The organism is Roseateles sp. GW821-FHT03B02, from assembly GCF_059421025.1.
On the sequence record NZ_JBWKUV010000002.1, the window covers coordinates 209039 to 227852 of the forward strand.

The window sequence follows — 18814 nt, forward strand, 5'->3', positions numbered from 1 at the left end:
TCTTACCCAGCGGACGCCGCAGGACCGGCTTTGCCGGGCTGCTGGTGTCGCCCCCTTGAGGGGGCCGGCGAAGCCGGTAGGGGGTGGGCCATTTCTAGCGGCTCATCATGGGTTTGAGCCAGCGGTTTTCGGCCCAGCGGAACAGGCCCACCAGGCCCAGCGTGAGCACGAAGTAGAAGGCGCCGGCGGTGATGAAGGCTTCGAAGGGCAGGTAGTACTTGGCGTTGACCTCGCGCGCCGCGCCGGTCACGTCCAGCAGCGTGACGACGCTGGCCAGTGAGGTGCCGTGCAGCATGAAGATGGCCTCGTTGCCGTAGGCCGGCAGCGCGCGGCGCAACGCGGCGGGCAGCACGATGCGGCGCAGCATCAGGCCGCGGCCCATGCCCAGCGCCTTGGCGGCCTCGATCTCGCCGGCCGGCAGCGCGCGGATGCTGCCGGCGATGATCTCGGTCGTGTAGGCGGCCGTGTTCAGCGTGAAGGTCAGCCAGGCGCAGAAGGTGGCCGACGACAGCCATGGCCAGGCCCAGCTCTCGCGCACCACGTCGAACTGCGCCAGGCCGTAGTAGCAGAGGAAGAGCTGCACCAGCATGGGCGTGCCGCGGAAGGTGTAGGTGTAGACCCAGACCGCCCGCGAGGCCCAGCCCTTGAAGACGGTGCGCACGATGGCCAGCGGCACGGCCATCAGCAGGCCGCAGGCCAGCGACAGCGCCAGCAGCTTCAGCGTGACGACCAGGCCCGAGAGGTAGAGCGGGAAGTTCTCGGCGATGGATTCGAAGTTCACAGCTTCGCCTCCTTCGCGCCGATGGCCAGGCGTCTTTGTGCCCAGCTGAAGCCCAGCTCGGACAGGCTCGTGAAGACGAGATAGATCAGCGCCACGGCCAGGTAGAAGCTGAAGGGCTCGCGCGTGTTGCCGGCGGCCTGCTGGCCGCGCGTCATCAGGTCGGACAGGCCGATGACGGACACGATGGCCGTGCTCTTGATGAGCACCAGCCAGTTGTTGGAGATGCCCGGCAGCGCGTGGCGCAGCATCTGCGGCAGCAGGATGCGCCACAGCACCTGGCGCGGGCTCATGCCGTAGGCCAGGCCCGCCTCGCGCTGGCCCGGCGGCACGGCCAGGAAGGCGCCGCGGAAGGCCTCGGTGAGGTAGGCGCCGAAGATGAAGCCGATGGTCAGCACGCCGGCCACGAAGGGGTCGATGTCGATGTAGTCCTCGTGACCGAGCATGGGCGCGACCGTGTTGATGGCCAGCTGGCCGCCGTAAAAGACGAGCAGCATCAGCACCAGGTCGGGCACGCCGCGGATCAGCGTCGTGTAGGTGCCGGCGAGGCCTTGAGCCACACGCGAGCGCGACAGCTTGGCCAGGGCGCCGGTCAGGCCGAGCAGCGCGGCGATGGCCAGCGACGACAGCGCCACGCCCAGCGTGACGGCGGCGCCCTGGAGCAGGCTGGGGAGGAATCCGTGCAACAACATGGAGACTGGTCTTTCAGCGTGGGCTGACGAGATCGAAGCTGAAGTAGCGGTCGTTCAAGGCCTTGAGTGCGCCACCGCTGCGCAGTGCTGCGAGGGCGTCGTCTAGGCGCCGGCCCAGCGTGGCGGCATCCGCCTTGCGCAGGCCGACGCCGATGCCGCGGCCGTAGTAGCGCTCGTTCCTGCCGAAGTCGGGCCCGACGAAGCCGAAGCCGCGGCCATCGGCCTGGTTGAGGAAGCCGAACTGCGCGATGACGGCGTCCACCAGCGTGGCGTCCAGGCGGCCGGACTTCAGGTCGAGGAAGACCTGGTCCTGCGTCGCGTAGCGCAGCACCTGGCTGTCCTGGAACTGCTCGGCCAGGAAGCGCTCATGGGCGGTGCCGCGCTCCACGCCTATGCGCCTGCCCTTGAGCCCGGCCGGCGTGATGTCCAGCTTCGCGTCGCTGCGCGTCACCAGGCGCGCCGGCGAGAAGTAGTAGGGCTGCGTGAAGGCGATGACCTGCTGGCGCTCGGGTGTGATGGACATCGAGGCCATGATGGCGTCGATCTTGCGCGACTGCAGCGCCGGGATCAGGCCGTCGAAGTCGAGGATGACCGTCGTGCAGGGCAGGGCCAGCCGGGCGCACAGCGCCTGGGCCAGGTCGACTTCGAAGCCCTTGAGCTGGCCGTCGGCACCGACCTCGCTGAACGGCGCGTAACCGACCGCGAAGCCGACGCGCAGGCGCTGGGCGGTCTGCGCCAGCGCCGTGCCGGCCAGGGCCAGACTCGCTGCGCCCAGGGCGGAGCGTCGTCGCATCACGGCTGCTTAGTACGCGGCGCGATGTCGTAGTCGAAGTATTTGTCGGCCAGCTTCTTGAACGTGCCGTTGGCCTGCACGGCATCGATGGCGGCATTGAACTTCTTGCCCAGCGTCGCTTCATCGGCGCGGCGCATGCCCACGCCGGTGCCGACGCCGAAGACCTTGTCGTCCAGGATGGCCGGGCCCGAGAACGCAAAGCCCTTGCCTTCGGGCTTCTTCAGGAAGCCGAAGTCGCCGGCGGGCGAGTCCATCAGCGTGGCGTCGATGCGGCCGCTCTTGAGGTCGAGGAAAACCTGGTCCTGGCTGCCGTAGCGCACGATCTCGCTCTGCGTGAAGGTCTTGCTCGCGTAGGTCTCATGCGTGGTGCCGCGCTGCACGCCGATCTTCTTGCCCTTCAGGCCGGCGGCCGTGGGGTCCAGCTTCACGCCGGTCTTGGCGATGAGGCGCGCCGGGGTGTTGTAGTAGGGCTTGGAGAAGGCGATGACCTTGGCGCGCTCCTCGGTGATGGAGACGCTGGCGAAGATGGCGTCCACCTTGCGCGACTGCAGCGCCGGGATGAGACCGTCGAAGTCCTGCTGCACCAGCGTGCACTGCGCCTTCATCTCCGCGCAGTAGGCCTGCACCAGCTCGATCTCGAAGCCTTTGAGCTTGCCGTCGGCACCGATCTCGGAGAAGGGCGGGTAGGCGCCCTCGACGCCGATGCGCAGCTTCTTCCACTCGGGCGCCTGCGCCTGGGCGAGCGACGCGGCAAGTGTCAGGGCAAACAGGACGGTTTTCTTCATGTCGGACCTCTTGGGTTGGACGGTGTTCAGCGGGCGACGTCGGGTAGCCAGTCGCGCAAGGCCGCAAGGGTAGCAGCCGGGTCTTCCTCCTGAGGCACATGGCCCAGCTTCGGGAAAACCACCAGCCGGCTGCCCCGGATGCCTTTTTCGAACTCGCGGCCCCAGCGCAGCGGGATCAGCCGGTCGCGTTCGCCCCAGAGGATGAGGGTGGGCACCTGGATCTCGGGCAGGCGCGCGACGGGGCCGGGTGCCAGCTGGTCCATGCGCCGCATCAGCGCGACACGGTTGCCTTCGCGCAACGCGAGCTCGTAGTAGCGGTCCACCAGCGCGGCGGTTACGCGGCCCGGGTCGCCGTAGACGTCCAGCACGCTGTTCTCGATGGCGCGGCGCGGCAGCACCCAGCGCATGGGCTCGCGCAGCACAGGGATGCGGGCGATGCGAAAGCCCAGCGGCAGGGACTCGGGCTGGAAGTCGAAGCCGGCGGCGTCAACGAGTACGAGGCCGGCGACGCGGGCCGGGTCGGCCAGGGCCAGCTGCCAGGCAATCTCGCCGCCCAGCGAATTGCCGACGAAGATGGCGCGGCCTACGCCCAGCCGCGCCAGCAGCTGGCGCACGAAGGCGACGTAGCGCGCGTCGCTGTAGTCGTTGTCGGCGTTCGGGCCGGTCAGGCCGAAACCGGGCAGGTCGAAGCTGATGACGCGGCGCGTCGGCGCGAGTCCGGCGACCCAGCCCTCCCAGGTGTGCAGGCTGGCGCTGGTGCCGTGGATCAGCACCAGGGGCAGCGGGTCGCTGCTGGGGCCCTGGTCGCGGTAGTGGACGAGCAGGCCGTCGATGTCGACGAAGTCCGACGGCGGCGGCGCCCAGCGCGGCACCAGGCTCTCCAGCGAACGGTCCGGGGCCTTGCTGACGGCAAAACCCAGCGCGCCCAGCATCAGCAGGATGCCGAAGACCTTCAGCAGCAGTTCGCCGAGCCTGCCCTTCACGGCACCGGGCTCAGGTCGGGGGCCAGCGATTCGCGGTCGTCGAAGACGAAGCAGCCGCCGTGGTAATGCTTGCCGCCGGTGTCCTCGAAATACTTCAGGATGCCGCCGTCCAGCTGCCAGGCCGTCAGGCCCTGGGCCTGCAGCACCATGGCCGCCTTCTCGCAGCGGATGCCGCCGGTGCAGTAGCTCACCACGGTCTTGCCGACCAGCTCATCGCGGTGCGCGGCCAGCGCCTCGGGGAAGTCGCTGAACTTGTGCAGCCGCCAGTCGATGGCTTCGTCGAAGGCGCCGTGGTCGACCTCGAAGCCGTTGCGCGTGTCCAGCATGACGACCTCCCGGCCTGCATCGTCGTGGCCCTGGTCCAGCCAGCGCGCCAGCGTGGCCGGCGGCAGGGCGGGGGCCCGCGGCGCCTGATCGGGGCGGATCGTGGGATGGTTCATGCGGATGATTTCCGGCTTGACCTTGACCTTGAGCCGCTGGAAAGGCTGGGCCTCGCTCCAGCTCTCCTTGGGCGTCAGCGCAGCGAACCGGGCATCGGCGCGCAGCTCGTCTACCCAGGCGTTCACGGCCTCGGCGGAGCCGGCCAGGAAGAGGTTGATGCCTTCCTCGGCGATCAGCACCGTGCCCTTGAGGGCCAGCGCCTCGGCACGGGCATGGAGCCGGTCGCGCAGCGCCGCCGTGTCGGTCAGCGAGACGAAGAGGTAGCAGGAGATGTTGAGGATGGGGCCGGTCTGCATGAGGCCGCGGATTATCGGGTCGTGCTCAGTCTGCCCAGCGCGAGGCGATGGCCCGTACCTCGTCCAGGCAGGCATCGAGCGCCTCGACGATGCGCGGATCGAAGTGGCTGCCGGCGCCGTTGCGGATGTAGGCCAGCGCCTCGTCGTGCGTCATGGCCTGCTTGTAGGGGCGCTCGCTGATCAGCGCGTCGTAGACGTCGGCCACGGCCATCAGCCGCGCCGCCAGCGGGATGGCCTCGCCGGCCAGGCCGTCCGGGTAGCCGCTGCCGTCCCATTTTTCGTGGTGGTGGCGGGCGATCTGGCGGCCGAAGGTCAGCATCAGGCCGGCATCGTCGCCGAGGCGGTCGACCGCGCGCTGTAACAGGTCGGCGCCATGCTCGGCATGGGTCTTCATGACTTGCCATTCGTCGGGCGACAGCTTGCCGGGCTTGAGCAGGATGCCGTCGGGGATGGCCACCTTGCCGATGTCGTGCAGCGGCGCGGCCTTGGCCAGCTCGTCGATGGCGAACTCGGTCAGGTCGGCCGGACCGTCAGGCTGGGCCGCGATCCAGCGCGCCAGCGCGCGCACGTATTCCTGGGTGCGCTGGATGTGGTTGCCGGTGTCGGCATCGCGGAACTCGGCCAGGCCCACCATGACAAACAGGGTCGTGTCGCGCAGCCGCTCCACCTCGCGGCGGCGCGCGTCCAGTTCGTCGCTGAGCTGGGCGTTGTGGCGCAGCAGATGGTCTTCGGCGAGCTTGAGCTGCAGATGGGTGCGCACGCGCGCCCGCACGGTGGCCGGGTTGAAGGGCTTGTGGATGAAGTCGGCGCCACCGGCCTCGAAGCCGGCGCTCTCGTCCTCGGGCCGCGTTAGCGCAGTCAGGAAGATCACCGGCACACGGCGGGTGGCCGGGTCGGTCTTCAGGAGGCGGCATACCTCGTAGCCGTCCAGCTCCGGCATCATCACGTCCAGCACGATGAGGTCGGGCGGCTGGCGGCGGCAGATTTCCAGCGCCTTGGCGCCGCTGACGGCCAGCTGCACGCGGTAGTCGGGCTTGAGCACCTGGGCCAGCAGCGTCAGGTTGGCCGGCGTGTCGTCGACGACGAGCACGGTGGCCTGGGCAGCAGCGGCGATCTCGGGCGGCGTCCTCATCATGGCTTGATCTCTCCGCGCAGCGCGGCCTGGGCCTCGTCGAAATCGAAGCGCTGCATGGCGCCGGCCAGGGCCTTGGCCTGGGCGACGGGCAGGGCCTCGATGAGGGTGGATTCGTGTTTCTCCCACAGCGTCAGCGCGTTGCTGTCGGCCTCGCCGAGCAGGGTGTCGAGCTCGCTGATCAGCGTGGCCGGGTCGGCGCCGTCGATGGCGGGAGGCGGCGCCGCGGGCAGGGGCAGGTCGACCGGCAGCGGCCGGTCCAGGTCCAGCAGGCGGCGCAGCAGGTGGGGCAGCAGCGGCTTGGCGCACAGGGTTTCGGCACCCTGACGCTGCGCGCGCTCGCGCAGCACCGGCGTGTCGAAGGCGCTCAGCAGCACGGTGCGGCGCGCGCGTGGCGGGCCGCTCTGGGCCAGGCGGGTCAACAGCTCGCCGCCCTCCATGTCGGGCAGCACCCAGTCGATGATGAGCAGGTCATAGGGCTGGCTGGCGGGCAAGGCCACCAGCCGCGCCAGCGCCTGCCGCCCCTGGGCGAGCAGGTCGACGCGCGTGTACGGCGCCAGCGCCTTGAGCAGCGCGATCAGGCTGTCGTGGCCGCCGCTGTGCGCGGTCTGCACCAGCAGCACTCGGCCCGGCGGGGGCGGCGCCGGCAGCTTGAATTCCGGGCAGGGCGAAGCCGGCAGCGTCAGCTCGAATTCACTACCGCGGCCCGGGGTGCTGCTCGCCGTCAGCGTGCCGCCCATGCGTTCTGCCAGGGCCCGGCAGATGGCCAGGCCCAGGCCCGTGCCGCCGAAGCGCCGCGTGGCGCTGGCCTCGGCCTGGGCGAAAGGCGTGAACAGCCGCGAGAGTTGCTCGGGAGCAAGCCCGACGCCGCTGTCGCGTACGCGCAGCACCCAGCCGCCGGCCGCATCGAGGCTGACGCTGAGCCTGACCTGGCCGGCGGGCGTGAACTTGACGGCATTGACCAGCAGTTCGGTGACGAGCTGGGTCAGGCGCACCGCGTCGCCGCGGCGCGCCCCGGCCATGCCCAGCAGCTCGGGCGATGCGATCTCGCAGATCAGCTCCAGGTGCTTGGCCTGGGCAGCCGGGCGCACGGCGTCGAAGGCGTGGGCCAGCAACTGCTCCAGGTGCAGCGGGTCCGCGGCCAGCTGCATGCGGCCGGCGTCGAGATCGGCATAGTCCAGCAGGCCGTCGATGAGCCTGACCAGGGACTCCCCGGCCTTGGCCACCTCCTGCAGCCGGCTGCGCTGCTCGGTGGCCAGCCGGCCCTGCAGCATCAGACGCGTCAGGCCCAGCACCGTGTTCATCGGCGTGCGGATCTCGTGGCCGATGTTGGCGAGGAAATCGGACTTGGCCCGCGAGGCCGCCTCGGCCGCGGCGCGGGAGCGTTCCATCTCGGCCATGCGAGCGGTGACGAGGTCGTCCGGGGTGGCCAGGCCGCCGGCCGCCGGGGCCAGCTGCGTCAGCCGCGCGAGCTGGCGCGACAGGCCCCACAGCGCCACGCAGAACATCGTCTGGCACAGGGCGAGGTTGGCGATCAGCGGCCAGCCGTCGATCAGCCAGGGCGGCGGCGTGCCGTAGAAGCGCAGCAGCGTCGGCGGTGCCAGCATGACGACGAGCAGGCCGAGCGAGATGAGCAGGGCCTCACGGGCGCGCCAGGTCGTGAACAGCAGCAGCGTGCCGCCCATGGCCCAGGGCGCGAAACTGCCCAGCGTGTAGAGGCTGGGCCCGGGTGGAGGGCGCAGCGTGAAGGCCAGCATGGTCAGGCTGAAGTACAGGGCCAGCAGCGTGACGCCGGCGCGCTGCCACAGCCTCAGCCGCTGCGGCCGGCGCCAGGCGAGCAGGCCCAGGGCTGCGAAGGTGGCGGCGATCAGCGGGTAGGCGATGCGATCGCTGGGCTCGATGACGCCCAGGGTGGTCTCGCTGCCCCAGGCGAACAGTGCCGAGGCGACGATGACGGCGAACAGCCAGCGCGTGCCGACGGGGCCCAGGACGACGATGACGGCGGGCCTCACGCGCCGTTCCCGCGCGGCGCGCCGAGGGCCGACGCGGCGGCGTCGAAATCCATCGCGGCCAGCGCCTGCTCCAACTGCTGGCGCTGGGCGGGGGCAAGATCGCTGTGGGCGCCGTAGGCCTGCCACCAGTCCAGGGCTCGGCTGTCGCTCTGGGCCAGCAGCTGGCGCAGTTCGTCGATGCTGCCGGGGGCGCCGCTGCGCGTCGGAGTGCTGTCCCAGGGGCGGGCCAGGGCAGCCTGGATTTCGGCCTGCAGCTGGGCGAGGCCGGTCCGCACCTCCTCGAACTGGAGGGTTGCGTGGGCTGTATCGGCTGCCACGGCGCTGCGCTCCAGCGCGAGGGCGGCATGGTGCAGGGGCCGGGCGCCCAGCGTGGCGGCCAGCCCCTGCAGCGTGTGGGCGGCCCGACGCAGTTCGGTCCAGTGGCCGGCACTCAGCCAGCCGGGCCAGGCGGCCAGGCCGTCGGCGTACTGATCAGCGAAGCCCTGCAGCGTGCGGCGGTAGAGGGCCGCCTGGCCGTCGAACTGGCGCAGGCCGAGCTGCAGGTCCAGCGTCGGGCGCGCCGGCGGCGGCGCGGCGGGCGGGCGGTAGCGTTGCAGCTCGCGCACGAGGCGGGCCACGTCCAGCGGCTTGGCGATATGGCCCTGCATGCCGGCGGCCAGGCACTGGGCCTTTTCCTCGGCCAGCGCGTGGGCGGTCATCGCGAGCACGGGCAGGTGCCCGAAGCCGGGCAGCTCGCGCAGCCGGCGGGTGGCGCTGAGGCCGTCGAGCACCGGCATCTGCAGGTCCATCAGCACGAGGTCATAGGCCTGGGGGCCCCGGGCCTGCAGCCGGTCCAGGCCCTCCTGGCCGTTGCCGGCGACGTCGACCCGGGCGCCCCGGCTGGTCAGCAGGCGCAGCGCGATCTCCTGGTTGACGGGGTGGTCCTCGACGAGCAGCACGCGCAGGCCGGCGAGCGATGGCCCGTCCAGGACGGCGGGCCGATCCGCGGCCAGGTCGCCGAGCAGGCGGCGCAGGTCGCCGGACAGCAGCGGCGTGGGGCAGAGGGCGCGAGCGCCGAACGCGCGGGCCTGGCCCGGCTCGCCATCCGAGCCGGGCGGGCTCAGCACGGCGATGCGCAGCGCGGGGTGGTCGCGGCGCAGCTGGGCCAGCAGCTCGGCGCCGGTGGGGCCCGGGCCGGGCAGCAGCCAGTCCACCAGCAGCCAGTCGAAGGGGTGGCCGCCCTGGCGGGCTTCGGCCAGCGCGGCCAGCGTCCCAGCCACGTCGCCGCAGGCCGCGAGGCCGGCGCCCAGCCCCAGGTGGCGCAGCAGGGTCAGCGTGGCTTCGCGGCTCTCGGTGCGGGCCATGGCAAGCAGCAGGCGCTGCGCTTGCGGCGGGACTGGTGGGCGGCCCTGACGGTCCTGCGGCAGCGCGAGATGGATCTCGAAGCTGCTGCCCCGGCCGAGCTGGCTCTGCACGTCCAGCGTGCCGCCCATCAGCTCGACGAGGCGGCGCGTGAGGCCCAGCTTCAGGTTGGTGCCGCCGTGGCGCTGCGGGCTGGCCGGGTCGCCATGGTCGGGCGGGCGGAGCAGGCTGCCGAGCTGCTCGGCGCTCATGCCGATGCCGCTGTCCTGCACGGTGATGCTGAGCGGCACACGGCCCAGCTCGTCGCCGGGATGGGCGGCCAGGCGCAGCAGCACCTGGCCGGCCGACGTGTGCTTGAGGGCGCTGGACAGCAGGTTGACGAGCACCTGCTGCAGGCGCGCCGCGTCGCCGCACAACTGGCCACGCGCACCGAGCAGGCTGGCATCGGCCCAGTCGCAGATGAGGGCCACGTCGGGGTTGGTGTGCATGGGCCGCACCAGCTCGATGGCCTGGGCGACGACGTCCTCCAGCTGCAGCGGCTGGTTGTCGATCTGCAGCAGGCCGGCCTCGATCTTGGACACGTCCAGCACGTCGCCGACCAGGCCGAGCAGCGCGCGCGAGGCGGCGTCGGCCTTGGTCAGCAGTTCGCGTTGCTCGGCGCTGAGCGAGGTCTGCAGGGCGAGCTGGGTCATGCCCATGACGGTGTTCATGGGTGTGCGGATTTCGTGGCTGATCCGGGCGATGAAGCGGGCCTTGGACTGGACCGTGGCCCGGTGGGCCGCGGCCGCGTCGACACAGCGGCGCAACACGAACAGGCACAGCGGTGGCAGCGGGAGCAGGAGGGCATTAATCACCAGGGCGGCATCGACGACGGCGCCACCCGCCCCGCGCAGGCTCCAGAGCAACGCGAAAAGCACCAGCAGCGCCGCCATGGCAAGCCAGAGAAGACCGAGCATGAGCGGGCGCTGAAGCATTGGACGGTCGTGTGAAACGAGCCGATTATGGGAGCGGCAGAGGCACCGAACCTGCGATGCGGGCCGGTCTCGGCCCTGGGGAAAGCCCAGGGCAGGCCTGTGGCGCCGTGGCTAGGGCTGCGGTTATCCTGGGCCGCCATGCCGCTCATCCTTGTCGTCGACGATCAGCCGAGCAACATCCACGCGCTGTACCAGCTGCTGGTGGACGAATGCGAAGTCTCCATGGCCACCAGCGGCGCCGAGGCCCTGGCCTATTGCGCCCAGCAGCTGCCGGACCTGATCCTGCTCGACGTGCTGATGCCCGAGATGAGCGGCTACGAGGTCTGCGACCGCCTGAAGGCCGATCCGCGCACCCGCGGCATTCCCGTCATCTTCGTGACCGTGCAGGGCAGCGCCGCCGACGAGGCCGAGGGTTTTGCCCATGGCGCGGTGGACTACATCCCCAAGCCCTTCGTCGATGTCGTTGTGAAGGCCCGTGTGCGCACCCAGCTGGCGCTCAAGCTGGCCTCCGAGAGCTTCGCGCGCTCGCAGATCGAGCTCTTCCAGCGCGACAAGCTGGCCTCGGTGGGCCGCACCATCTCCGGCATCGCCCAGGAGCTGAGCTCGCCGCTGGGCAATGCCCTAATCTCCGCCTGCACGCTGCAGGACGACCTGGCCCAGCTGCGTAGCCTGTCCCAGGGCGGCAACATCAAGCGCAGCGATCTGGACAAGCACCTGCGCGTCAGCGAGGAGAGCGTCGGCCTGGTGCTGTCCAACCTGCAGCGCACGCTGTCCATCGTCGACTCCTTCCTGCAGTCCACGGCCGACAACTTCGGCGACCAGCGCCGCAGCTTCTCGCTGCTGGAGCTGATCCACGAGGTCGTCACCGGCCTGGCGCCGGCGCTGGAGACTCACCAGGTGCGCTGCGAGCTCGATGCCGGCGACGACCTGCATCTGTTGAGCTTCCGCGGCGCGCTGGCCAAGGTGCTGGCGACGCTGATCCAGAACGCCATCAAGCATGCCTACCGCGAGGCCGGCGGCGAGGTGCACCTGCGCGTGCGGCCGCTGGGCACCGACCAGCTCGTCATCACGGTGCAGGACCATGGCGTCGGCATCCCGCCAGGCATGCTGGGGCGCGTCTTCGACCCGTTCTTCTCGACGCGCTTCGGCCTCAACCGCACGGAGCCGGGGCTCTACATCGTGCGCAACCTCGTCACCTTCGCGCTGGGCGGCCAGATCCAGGTCGAGTCCACGCCTGGCGTCGGCACGACGGTGCGGCTGACGCTGCCGATGATTTCGCCCGAGGCGCGGCGCACGGCGGGATAGGCCATGCTGGCGGTGCGGGCCCGATTGGCGTGGCTGGGCGGCCTGCTGCTGTTGTTGATGCTGGGACTGGGGGGCTGGCTGATGCACCGGCCGGCCGCCGAGGCCGCGCACAGCCCCATCGTCATCGGTCTGCTGCATGCCCTCAGCGGCCCAATGGCCGCGAGCGAGGCGCCGCTGGTGGCGGCCACGCGGCTGGCGGTGGAGGAGATCAATGCGGCCGGCGGGCTGGTGGGGCGTCGAGTCGAACTGAAGATCGAGGACTCGCGCTCTGATCCGCGCGTGGCGGCCGCTGCCGCGGAGCGTCTCATCGGCACGGAGCATGCGGTGGCGCTGTTCGGCTGCTGGTCCTCCACCTGCCGCCAGGCCGTCAGGCCCGTCGTCGAGACCCACCGGCACCTGTTGTTCTATCCGGCCGCGCACGAGGGCATGGAGCAGTCGGCCCATATCCTCTACACCGGCCCGACGCCCAACCAGCAGGCGCTGCCGGCGACCGACTGGGCCATGCACGGCTTCGGACGGCGCATCTACCTGGTCGGCACCGACGGCCTGTACCAGCGCCGACTCGGGGCCGTGCTGCGTGACTTCATCGCGCTGGGCGGCGGCGAGGTGCTGGGCGAGCGCTATGTGCCGCTGGGCGGGCGCGACATGGGCGCCGTCATGGCCGACCTGCAGAAGCTGCAGCCCGACATCGTCCTCAGCGCGATTGCGGGCGAGAGCAACCAGGCCTTTTTCGATGCTCTCGTGGCGGCCGGGCTGACCGACCTGCCGCTGCTGTCCTTCAGCGCTGCCGAGCCCGAGATGGCGGCCTTCGGCGGGGGGCGGCTCGACCGCCACTTCACGGCCTGGAGCTATCTGCAGTCCGAGCCCGGCCCGGCCAACGAGGGCTTTCTGGCGCGGCTGCGGCGCAGCCAGGGCGAGGCCGTTCAGGCTGGCGACCCAGCGGTTTCGGCCTACCTGGGGGTGCAGCTGTGGGCCGCTGCGGTGCGCGAGGTCGGCAGCCCGCAGACCGATGCTGTCAATGCCAACGTGCTGCATCAGACGGTGCCGGCGCCGCAGGGCTTTGCGGCGGTGGACGGGCACAGCCGGCACCTGTGGCGCCAGTTGCGCATCGCGCAGGTCAAGCCGGGCGGCCAGCTCGGCGAAGTCTTCGTGCTGCCGCGCTACATCCGGCCAGAGCCTTGGCCGGCCTTCCGCTCCACCGAGCATTGGATGGCGCTGATTGCGCGTTCCGAGGTGAGGCATTGAGCGCTACGCCCCCCGTCGCCGTCGAGTCGGCGCGCCGAGCCTGGCGCGTCGGGCCGGCCCTGTTGTTGGGCATGATGCTGATGTCCATGCTGCCGCTGGGGCTGGTGGGTCTATGGCAGCTCGCCAGCTTCGAGCAGCGCCTGCACGAGACGGTGACCGAGGGGCTGGTCGTCATCTCGCGCAAGAAGGTCAACGAGATCAACGAGTATCTCAACGAGGTCGGGACCGACGCCCGGGTCGTGGCCCAGGCCGGCGACAGCAGCGCGCTGCTGCAGCAGCGCAGCGATGCCGTGGCGACGCGCGTGCCCGCGGCCAGCCGGGCCTTTTTCGAGCGGCTCTACGACACCGGCAAATACCTCAACCTGCTGCTGGTCCAGCCCGATGGCCGCATCAGCTTCGCGATGAAGACGCCGGCCGGATCCACGCCGGAGCTGGCGCGGCTGGACGGCGGCGCCTTCGAAGGCACGGAGCTGTTCGCCGCCCATCGCCGCGCCACGGGCCAGCTCGACCCGCAGCTGACCTCCGTGCAGCGCCTGCGCGGTGAGGAGGCAGCCACACTCTTTCTCGTCCATCCGGTCGTCGTCGACGACCGCGTGCTGGGCAGCGTCGTGCTGCAGCTGGACCTCGAGCGTCTGCTGCGCGTCGCGACCGAGCGCTCGGGCTTGGCGCTGGGTGGCGAGACCGTGCTGGTGCGCCGCGACGGCGACAAGGCCGCTTTCATCAACGATCTCAAGCGCGCGCCCAGCCGCAGCCTGAGCGGGCTGATGGAGCTGGCCGCACCCGACGCTCCGCCGGCGCTGCGCGGCCTGCGCGGCGAGAGCGGCAGCGGGCTGACGCGCGACTACGCGGGCGTGGAGACCGTCTCGTCCTGGCGCCACCTGCCGGCGCTGGACTGGGGCATTGCCGTCAACCTCGACGCGGCCGAGGCCTTTGCGCCGGCACGCGCGCTGCGCGACCGCCTTGCCCTGGCCCTCGGCCTGGCGCTGGTGCTGGCGCCGGCGCTGGGGCTGCTGCTGGGGCGGCGCATCGTCGAGCCGGTCGAGATGCTCAGCGGCGCCGTCGCGCGCATCGCCGGCGGCAAGCTGGACGAGCGGGCGCCGGTGTGCGGTTTCGTCGAGTTCCGCGAACTTGCGCGCGGCTTCAACCGCATGACCGAGCAGCTGATCGTTGAACGGCAACTGCTCGAAGCACGCGTCGAGCAGCGCACGCGGGCGCTGAACGACAGCGAGCAGCGCTTTCGTGGCGTCTTCGAGCGCGCCCAGGTCGGCATCGCGCTGTGCGATGCGCAGGGCGTCATCCTGGACGTGAACCAGGCGCTGACGGCCATGCTGTGCCGCGAGGCCGGCGAGCTGCGCGGTGCCAAGCTGGCCGACCTGCCGGACTTCCGCCCCGGGCGCGTGCTCGGCGGCGAAGTGGCGCGGCTGGACAGTGCGCGGCTGGATCACGTGCGCTTCGAGCGCGGCTTCGCGCTGCCCGGCGGCGGCGAGCTGTTCGCCGACGGCAGCGCCAGCGCCATCCGCGACCGGCGCGGCCGGCTCGTCAACGTGGTGCAGATGCTCATCGACGTGACCGAGCGCCACCGCGCCGAAGTGGAGCTGGTGCGTGCCCGCGTGGCGGCCGAGGCGGCCAGCCAGGCCAAGAGCGATTTCCTGGCCAACATGAGTCATGAGATCCGCACGCCCATGAATGGCGCCCTGGGCATGCTCAACCTGCTGCTGCGTACCGAGCTTTCACCGCGCCAGCACGACTACGCGAGCAAGGCCCGCACGGCGGCCCAGGCGCTGCTGGCCGTCATCAACGATGTGCTGGACTTCTCCAAGGTCGAAGCCGGCAAGATGGAGCTGGACCCGCATCGCTTCGAGCTCAGCGACTTCATGCGCGAGCTGGCCGTCATCCTGTCGGCCAATGTCGGCAACAAGGACATCGAGGTGCTGTTCCGCCTCGATCCGCGCCTGCCGTCGGCCCTGGTCGGCGATGCGACGCGGCTGCGCCAGGTGCTGCTCAACCTGGCCGGCAATGCGCTCAAGTTCACCGAGCGCGGCGAGGTCGTGCTTGGGCTGAAGCTGCTGGGCGAGGAGGGCGTCGAACCCGACAAGAAGGCCCGGCTGCGCTTCGAGGTCAGCGACACCGGCATCGGGATCCCGGCGGACAAGCTCGACCACATCTTTGCCGGCTTCAGCCAGGCCGAGCAGAGCACTTCCCGGCGCTACGGCGGCACCGGTCTGGGCCTGGCCATCAGCCGCCGGCTCGTCGCGCTGATGGGCGGCGAGCTGCGCGTGGACAGCCGTGTCGGCGAGGGCAGCCGCTTCCACTTCGAGCTGCTGATGGACAGCGCGCCGGCCGGCAGCGGCGAAGCCGACCCGGCCCAGCGCGGGCTCAAGGTGCTCATCGTCGACGACAACCCGATGGCCCGCGAGGTGCTGCAGGGCATCGGCGCCAGCCTGGGCTGGGATTGCGACATGGCGGCTAGCGGCGAGCAGGCGCTGGCGCTGGTGCACGAGGCCGCGCAGCACGGCGAACCCCATTACGACCTCATCCTGATGGACTGGCGCATGCCGGGGCTGGACGGCTGGGAAACCTCACGCCGCATCCGGGCCAGCCATGAGTCCGACGCGCCGGTCATCATCATGGTCACCGCCCACGGCCGCGAACTGCTGGCCGAGCGCAGCGAGCAGGACATCCAGAGCCTGGGCGGCTATCTCGTCAAGCCGGTCACGGCCTCCATGCTGCATGACGCCGTCGCCGAAGCCACGCGTGGGCAGCCCGCCCAGCCGCCGCGCGCTGCGTCCGGCGAGCCGCGGCTGACCGGCATGCGGCTGCTCGTCGTCGAGGACAACGGCTTCAACCAGCAGGTGGCGCAGGAACTGCTGGAGGACGAAGGCGCCAGCGTGACCCTGGTGGGCGGCGGTGTGGAGGGGGCTCATCTGGCGCTGGTCGCCGAGCCCGCCTACGACGCCATCCTGATGGACCTGCAGATGCCCGACATCGATGGCTTCGAGGCCACGCAGCGCATCCTGGCGCGCCGGCCCGACAGCCTCATCATCGCGATGACCGCCAATGCGATGGAGGCCGACCGGCAGGCCTGCCTGGCCGCGGGCATGCGCGAGCATGTGGCCAAGCCCATCGATCTCGAACAGCTCGTGGCCTGCCTGCTGCGCTGCGTCGGGCCCGTCGCGGCCCGGCCGGCGGGTGCAGCGCCGGCACCTGCCGAATTGCCGCTGCTCGAATCCAAGGCCGCCCTGCAGCGCCTGGGCGGACGCCAAGCCCTCTATGAGCGGCTGGTGAGGTCTTTTGCCCAGGATGCGCCGGCGGAGATGGCGGCCTTGCGGCGCCATCTCCAGCAGCCCGGCCGGGCCGATGCTATGCGCGCCCTGCACACGCTGCGCGGCCTGGCCGGTGCCGTCGGGGCCAGCGCGCTGGCTGCCGCGGCAGCCCGGCAGGAGGCGGGGCTGCGCGACGGCGGTGCGACGGACGCGGTCGACGTCGCCGCCCTGCAGGCCCTGCTCGACAGCAGCCTGGCCGCATTGGCGGTGCAGGTGTCGCCGCCCGGGCCCACTGTGGTTCCGCCGGCCGCGACGGCTGAGGGGGATCCGCTGGACGGGCTGCGCCGGCTGCGCCTGCTGCTGGTGGAGCGCAACATGCGCTCGGTGGCCGCCTGCGAGCAGCTCGGTGCCGCCCATGGCGAGGCGCTGGGCGCCGAGATGACCCAGCTGTCGACGGCCGTGGCACGGCTGGATTTTGCCAAGGCCCTGAAGGCCTGCGACCTGTTGCTGGACCGGCTCAATCCGCGCTGACCGGCGCCGTGAAATTCCTGTCGCGCAAAAGCCGTTTCCGCCGTCCGGCAGCCGCTGGTTTGCGTACAATGAGAATCATTCTCATCGAAGCGACCGCCTGTCGACCTGACCATGTCCGAGCTGCTGCCCTCCAGCCTCGCCGCCGCCCCTGCCGGGCAGGCGCTGACCGTCGATCAGGTCAGCGCGCCCCAGCATTCGCCCGAGTGGGCCGCCTGGCTGGCCGATCTGGGCTTCCTGCCGGGCGAGGCCGTGCGTGTGCTGCGCCGCGGCGCCCAGCGCACGGGCAACCTGGTGGTGCGGGTCGGGCAGTCGACGTTTGCGCTGCGCCACGCCGAAGCCGAATGCATCGCCGTGACGCCACGTCATGGCTGATGCCGTCGTCCATGTTCACCGTGGCGGCAAGCTGGTTGCGCTGGTCGGCAATCCGAACTGCGGCAAGACGGCCCTCTTCAACGGTCTGACCGGCAGCCACCAGAAGGTGGCCAACTACGCCGGTGTCACGGTGGAGCGCAAGGAAGGCCGCCTCGTCACGGCAGCCGGCAAGGCGCTGCGCCTGCTGGACCTGCCCGGCACCTACAGCTTGCACCCGCGCTCGCCCGACGAGCGCGTGACCTGCGACGTGCTGGCCGGCCGCGCCAAGGGCGAGAAGCGGCCCGACCTCGTCGTGTGCGTGCTTGATGCCACCAACCTGCGCCGCAACCTGCGCCTGCTGCTGGCGGTGCGCAGGCTGGGTCTGCCCGTCGTCGTCGCGCTGAACATGGCCGATCTGGCGGCGCGCCGCGGCCTGAAGATCGACGCTGCGGCACTGGGCGCCCAGCTGGGCCTGCCCGTCGTGCGCACCGTCGCCATCCACAAGGAAGGCCTGGACGAGTTGCGTGCCCTGATCGACAAGCCCGAGGTCTGGGAGGGCTCTGCCATCGCGGCGGCGGCCGGGCAGCAGGTCGACGACCATGTGACCGTCAAGACCATGCTGCGCGCGCTGCAGCTCGACCAGGAGTTGCCCACGCTGCCCAGCGACCGTGTCGACCGCGTGCTGCTGCACCCGGTGGCCGGCTCAGTCATCCTGGCCGTGCTGCTCTTCCTGCTGTTCCAGGCAGTGTTCTCCTGGGCCGAGCCGCCCAAGGACGCCATCGAGGCCGGCATGGCCTGGATCGGCGCCCAGGTGGGCCACTGGCTGCCGGATGGCTGGCTGCACAGCCTCATCGTCGATGGCGTCATCGCTGGGGCCGGCGGCGTGCTGGCCTTCCTGCCGCAGATCCTGATCCTGTTCTTCTTCATCCTCGTGCTGGAGGAGTCGGGTTATCTGCCGCGCGCAGCACTCTTGCTGGACCGCCTGATGGGCAGCGTGGGCCTGTCCGGGCGCAGCTTCATCCCGCTGCTGTCGAGCTTTGCCTGCGCCATACCCGGCATCATGGCCACGCGCTCCATCTCCAACCCGCGCGATCGCCTCGTCACCATCCTCATCGCACCGCTGATGACCTGCTCGGCGCGCCTGCCGGTCTATGCGCTGCTGATCGGCGCGTTCGTGCCGCAGCGCGAAGTGGCCGGCCTGGAGTTGCAGGGGCTGGTGCTGTTCGGGCTGTACTTCGCCGGCATCCTCGGGGCGCTGGCTGTGGCCTGGGTGCTCAAGCGCTTCACCAACGCGGGCCGTCTCGTGCGCCCGCTGATGATGGAGCTGCCCAGCTATCACTGGCCGCACCCGCGCTCCATCGCCATCGGGTTGTGGCAGCGGGCGGTGATCTTCGTCAAGCGCGTGGGCGGCATCATCATGGTGCTGACCATCGCGCTGTGGCTGCTTGCCAGCTTCCCGGCGCCGCCGGAGGGCGCCACCGGGGCACCCATCCAGTACAGCGTGGCCGGCTGGCTGGGCGCGGGCCTGGCCAAGGTCTTCGCGCCCATCGGTTTCAACTGGCAGATCAGCCTGGCCCTGGTGCCGGGGCTGGCCGCGCGCGAGGTGGCCATCAGTGCGCTGGGCACGGTCTACGCGCTGTCCGCCACCGGCGACGACGCCGCGCAGGCCCTGGCGCCGCTGATCGCGCAGAGCTGGAGCCTGGCGACGGCGCTGTCGCTGCTGGCCTGGTATGTGTTCGCGCCGCAGTGCATCGCGACGCTGGCCGCCGTGAAGCGCGAGACCGGCGGCTACAAGTTGCCGCTGATCATGACGGGCTATCTGTTCGGGCTGGCCTACCTGGCTTCGTTCATCACCTACCGCGTGGCGCTGGCGCTAGGCGCGGGCTGAGCGT

14 protein-coding genes are annotated in these 18814 nt (G+C 70.9%); 5 read left to right on the forward strand and 9 right to left on the reverse strand.

The genetic code is table 11. The features are described 5' to 3' along the window. Positions 1-94: 94 nt before the first annotated feature. Genes AC07VX_RS07245 through AC07VX_RS07285 form a run of 9 tightly spaced genes read right to left on the reverse strand, consistent with a single transcriptional unit; the run spans position 95 to position 10209 of the window. Positions 95-781: an ABC transporter permease gene (locus AC07VX_RS07245; RefSeq protein ID WP_493164078.1), complete on the reverse strand. Its 687-nt coding sequence runs from the start codon at positions 779-781 to the stop codon at positions 95-97. After that, positions 778-1470 (reverse strand): ABC transporter permease, encoded by a 693-nt coding sequence (locus tag AC07VX_RS07250; protein WP_493164079.1) that lies wholly within the window; start codon positions 1468-1470, stop codon positions 778-780. The genes AC07VX_RS07245 and AC07VX_RS07250 overlap by 4 nt, the downstream gene beginning before the upstream one ends. A 13-nt stretch (positions 1471-1483) precedes the next feature. After that, positions 1484-2263: a transporter substrate-binding domain-containing protein gene (locus AC07VX_RS07255; RefSeq protein WP_493164080.1), complete on the reverse strand. Its 780-nt coding sequence runs from the start codon at positions 2261-2263 to the stop codon at positions 1484-1486. Beyond that, positions 2263-3048 (reverse strand): ABC transporter substrate-binding protein, encoded by a 786-nt coding sequence (locus AC07VX_RS07260; protein ID WP_493164081.1) that lies wholly within the window; start codon positions 3046-3048, stop codon positions 2263-2265. Before AC07VX_RS07260 ends, AC07VX_RS07255 begins: the two co-directional genes overlap by 1 nt. A 26-nt stretch (positions 3049-3074) precedes the next feature. Continuing rightward, positions 3075-4031, reverse strand: a complete 957-nt coding sequence (locus tag AC07VX_RS07265) for an alpha/beta fold hydrolase (RefSeq protein ID WP_493164082.1) — start codon at positions 4029-4031, stop codon at positions 3075-3077. Then, positions 4028-4768: a sulfurtransferase gene (locus tag AC07VX_RS07270; protein WP_493164083.1), complete on the reverse strand. Its 741-nt coding sequence runs from the start codon at positions 4766-4768 to the stop codon at positions 4028-4030. Before AC07VX_RS07270 ends, AC07VX_RS07265 begins: the two co-directional genes overlap by 4 nt. 25 nt (positions 4769-4793) lie before the next feature. After that, a complete protein-coding gene (locus AC07VX_RS07275; protein WP_493164084.1) occupies positions 4794-5903 on the reverse strand; it encodes an HD-GYP domain-containing protein in 1110 nt (369 codons plus the stop codon). Then, complete coding sequence (locus AC07VX_RS07280) at positions 5900-7912, reverse strand: ATP-binding response regulator (RefSeq protein WP_493164085.1); 2013 nt, start codon at positions 7910-7912, stop codon at positions 5900-5902. Before AC07VX_RS07280 ends, AC07VX_RS07275 begins: the two co-directional genes overlap by 4 nt. Beyond that, positions 7909-10209, reverse strand: coding sequence for a hybrid sensor histidine kinase/response regulator (locus AC07VX_RS07285; protein WP_493164086.1), 2301 nt, complete (start codon positions 10207-10209; stop codon positions 7909-7911). Before AC07VX_RS07285 ends, AC07VX_RS07280 begins: the two co-directional genes overlap by 4 nt. Before the next feature lie 156 nt (positions 10210-10365). Between AC07VX_RS07285 and AC07VX_RS07290 the strand changes: the two genes are divergently transcribed. The 5 genes from AC07VX_RS07290 (at position 10366) to feoB (ending at position 18810) form a co-directional block, all read left to right on the forward strand. Further along, positions 10366-11532 carry a response regulator gene (locus AC07VX_RS07290; protein ID WP_493164087.1) on the forward strand — a complete coding sequence of 389 codons (1167 nt, stop codon included), beginning with the start codon at positions 10366-10368 and terminating at the stop codon, positions 11530-11532. A 3-nt stretch (positions 11533-11535) separates the two neighbouring features. Beyond that, the gene (locus AC07VX_RS07295; RefSeq protein ID WP_493164088.1) at positions 11536-12777 is read left to right on the forward strand and encodes an urea ABC transporter substrate-binding protein; all 1242 of its coding nucleotides are present in this window, start codon (positions 11536-11538) and stop codon (positions 12775-12777) included. Continuing rightward, positions 12774-16571, forward strand: a complete 3798-nt coding sequence (locus AC07VX_RS07300) for a response regulator (protein ID WP_493164089.1) — start codon at positions 12774-12776, stop codon at positions 16569-16571. Before AC07VX_RS07295 ends, AC07VX_RS07300 begins: the two co-directional genes overlap by 4 nt. A 111-nt stretch (positions 16572-16682) precedes the next feature. Next, positions 16683-16943 (forward strand): FeoA family protein, encoded by a 261-nt coding sequence (locus AC07VX_RS07305; protein WP_493164090.1) that lies wholly within the window; start codon positions 16683-16685, stop codon positions 16941-16943. Beyond that, positions 16936-18810, forward strand: a complete 1875-nt coding sequence (feoB, locus tag AC07VX_RS07310) for a ferrous iron transporter B (protein WP_493164091.1) — start codon at positions 16936-16938, stop codon at positions 18808-18810. Before AC07VX_RS07305 ends, feoB begins: the two co-directional genes overlap by 8 nt. Positions 18811-18814 lie beyond the last annotated feature (4 nt).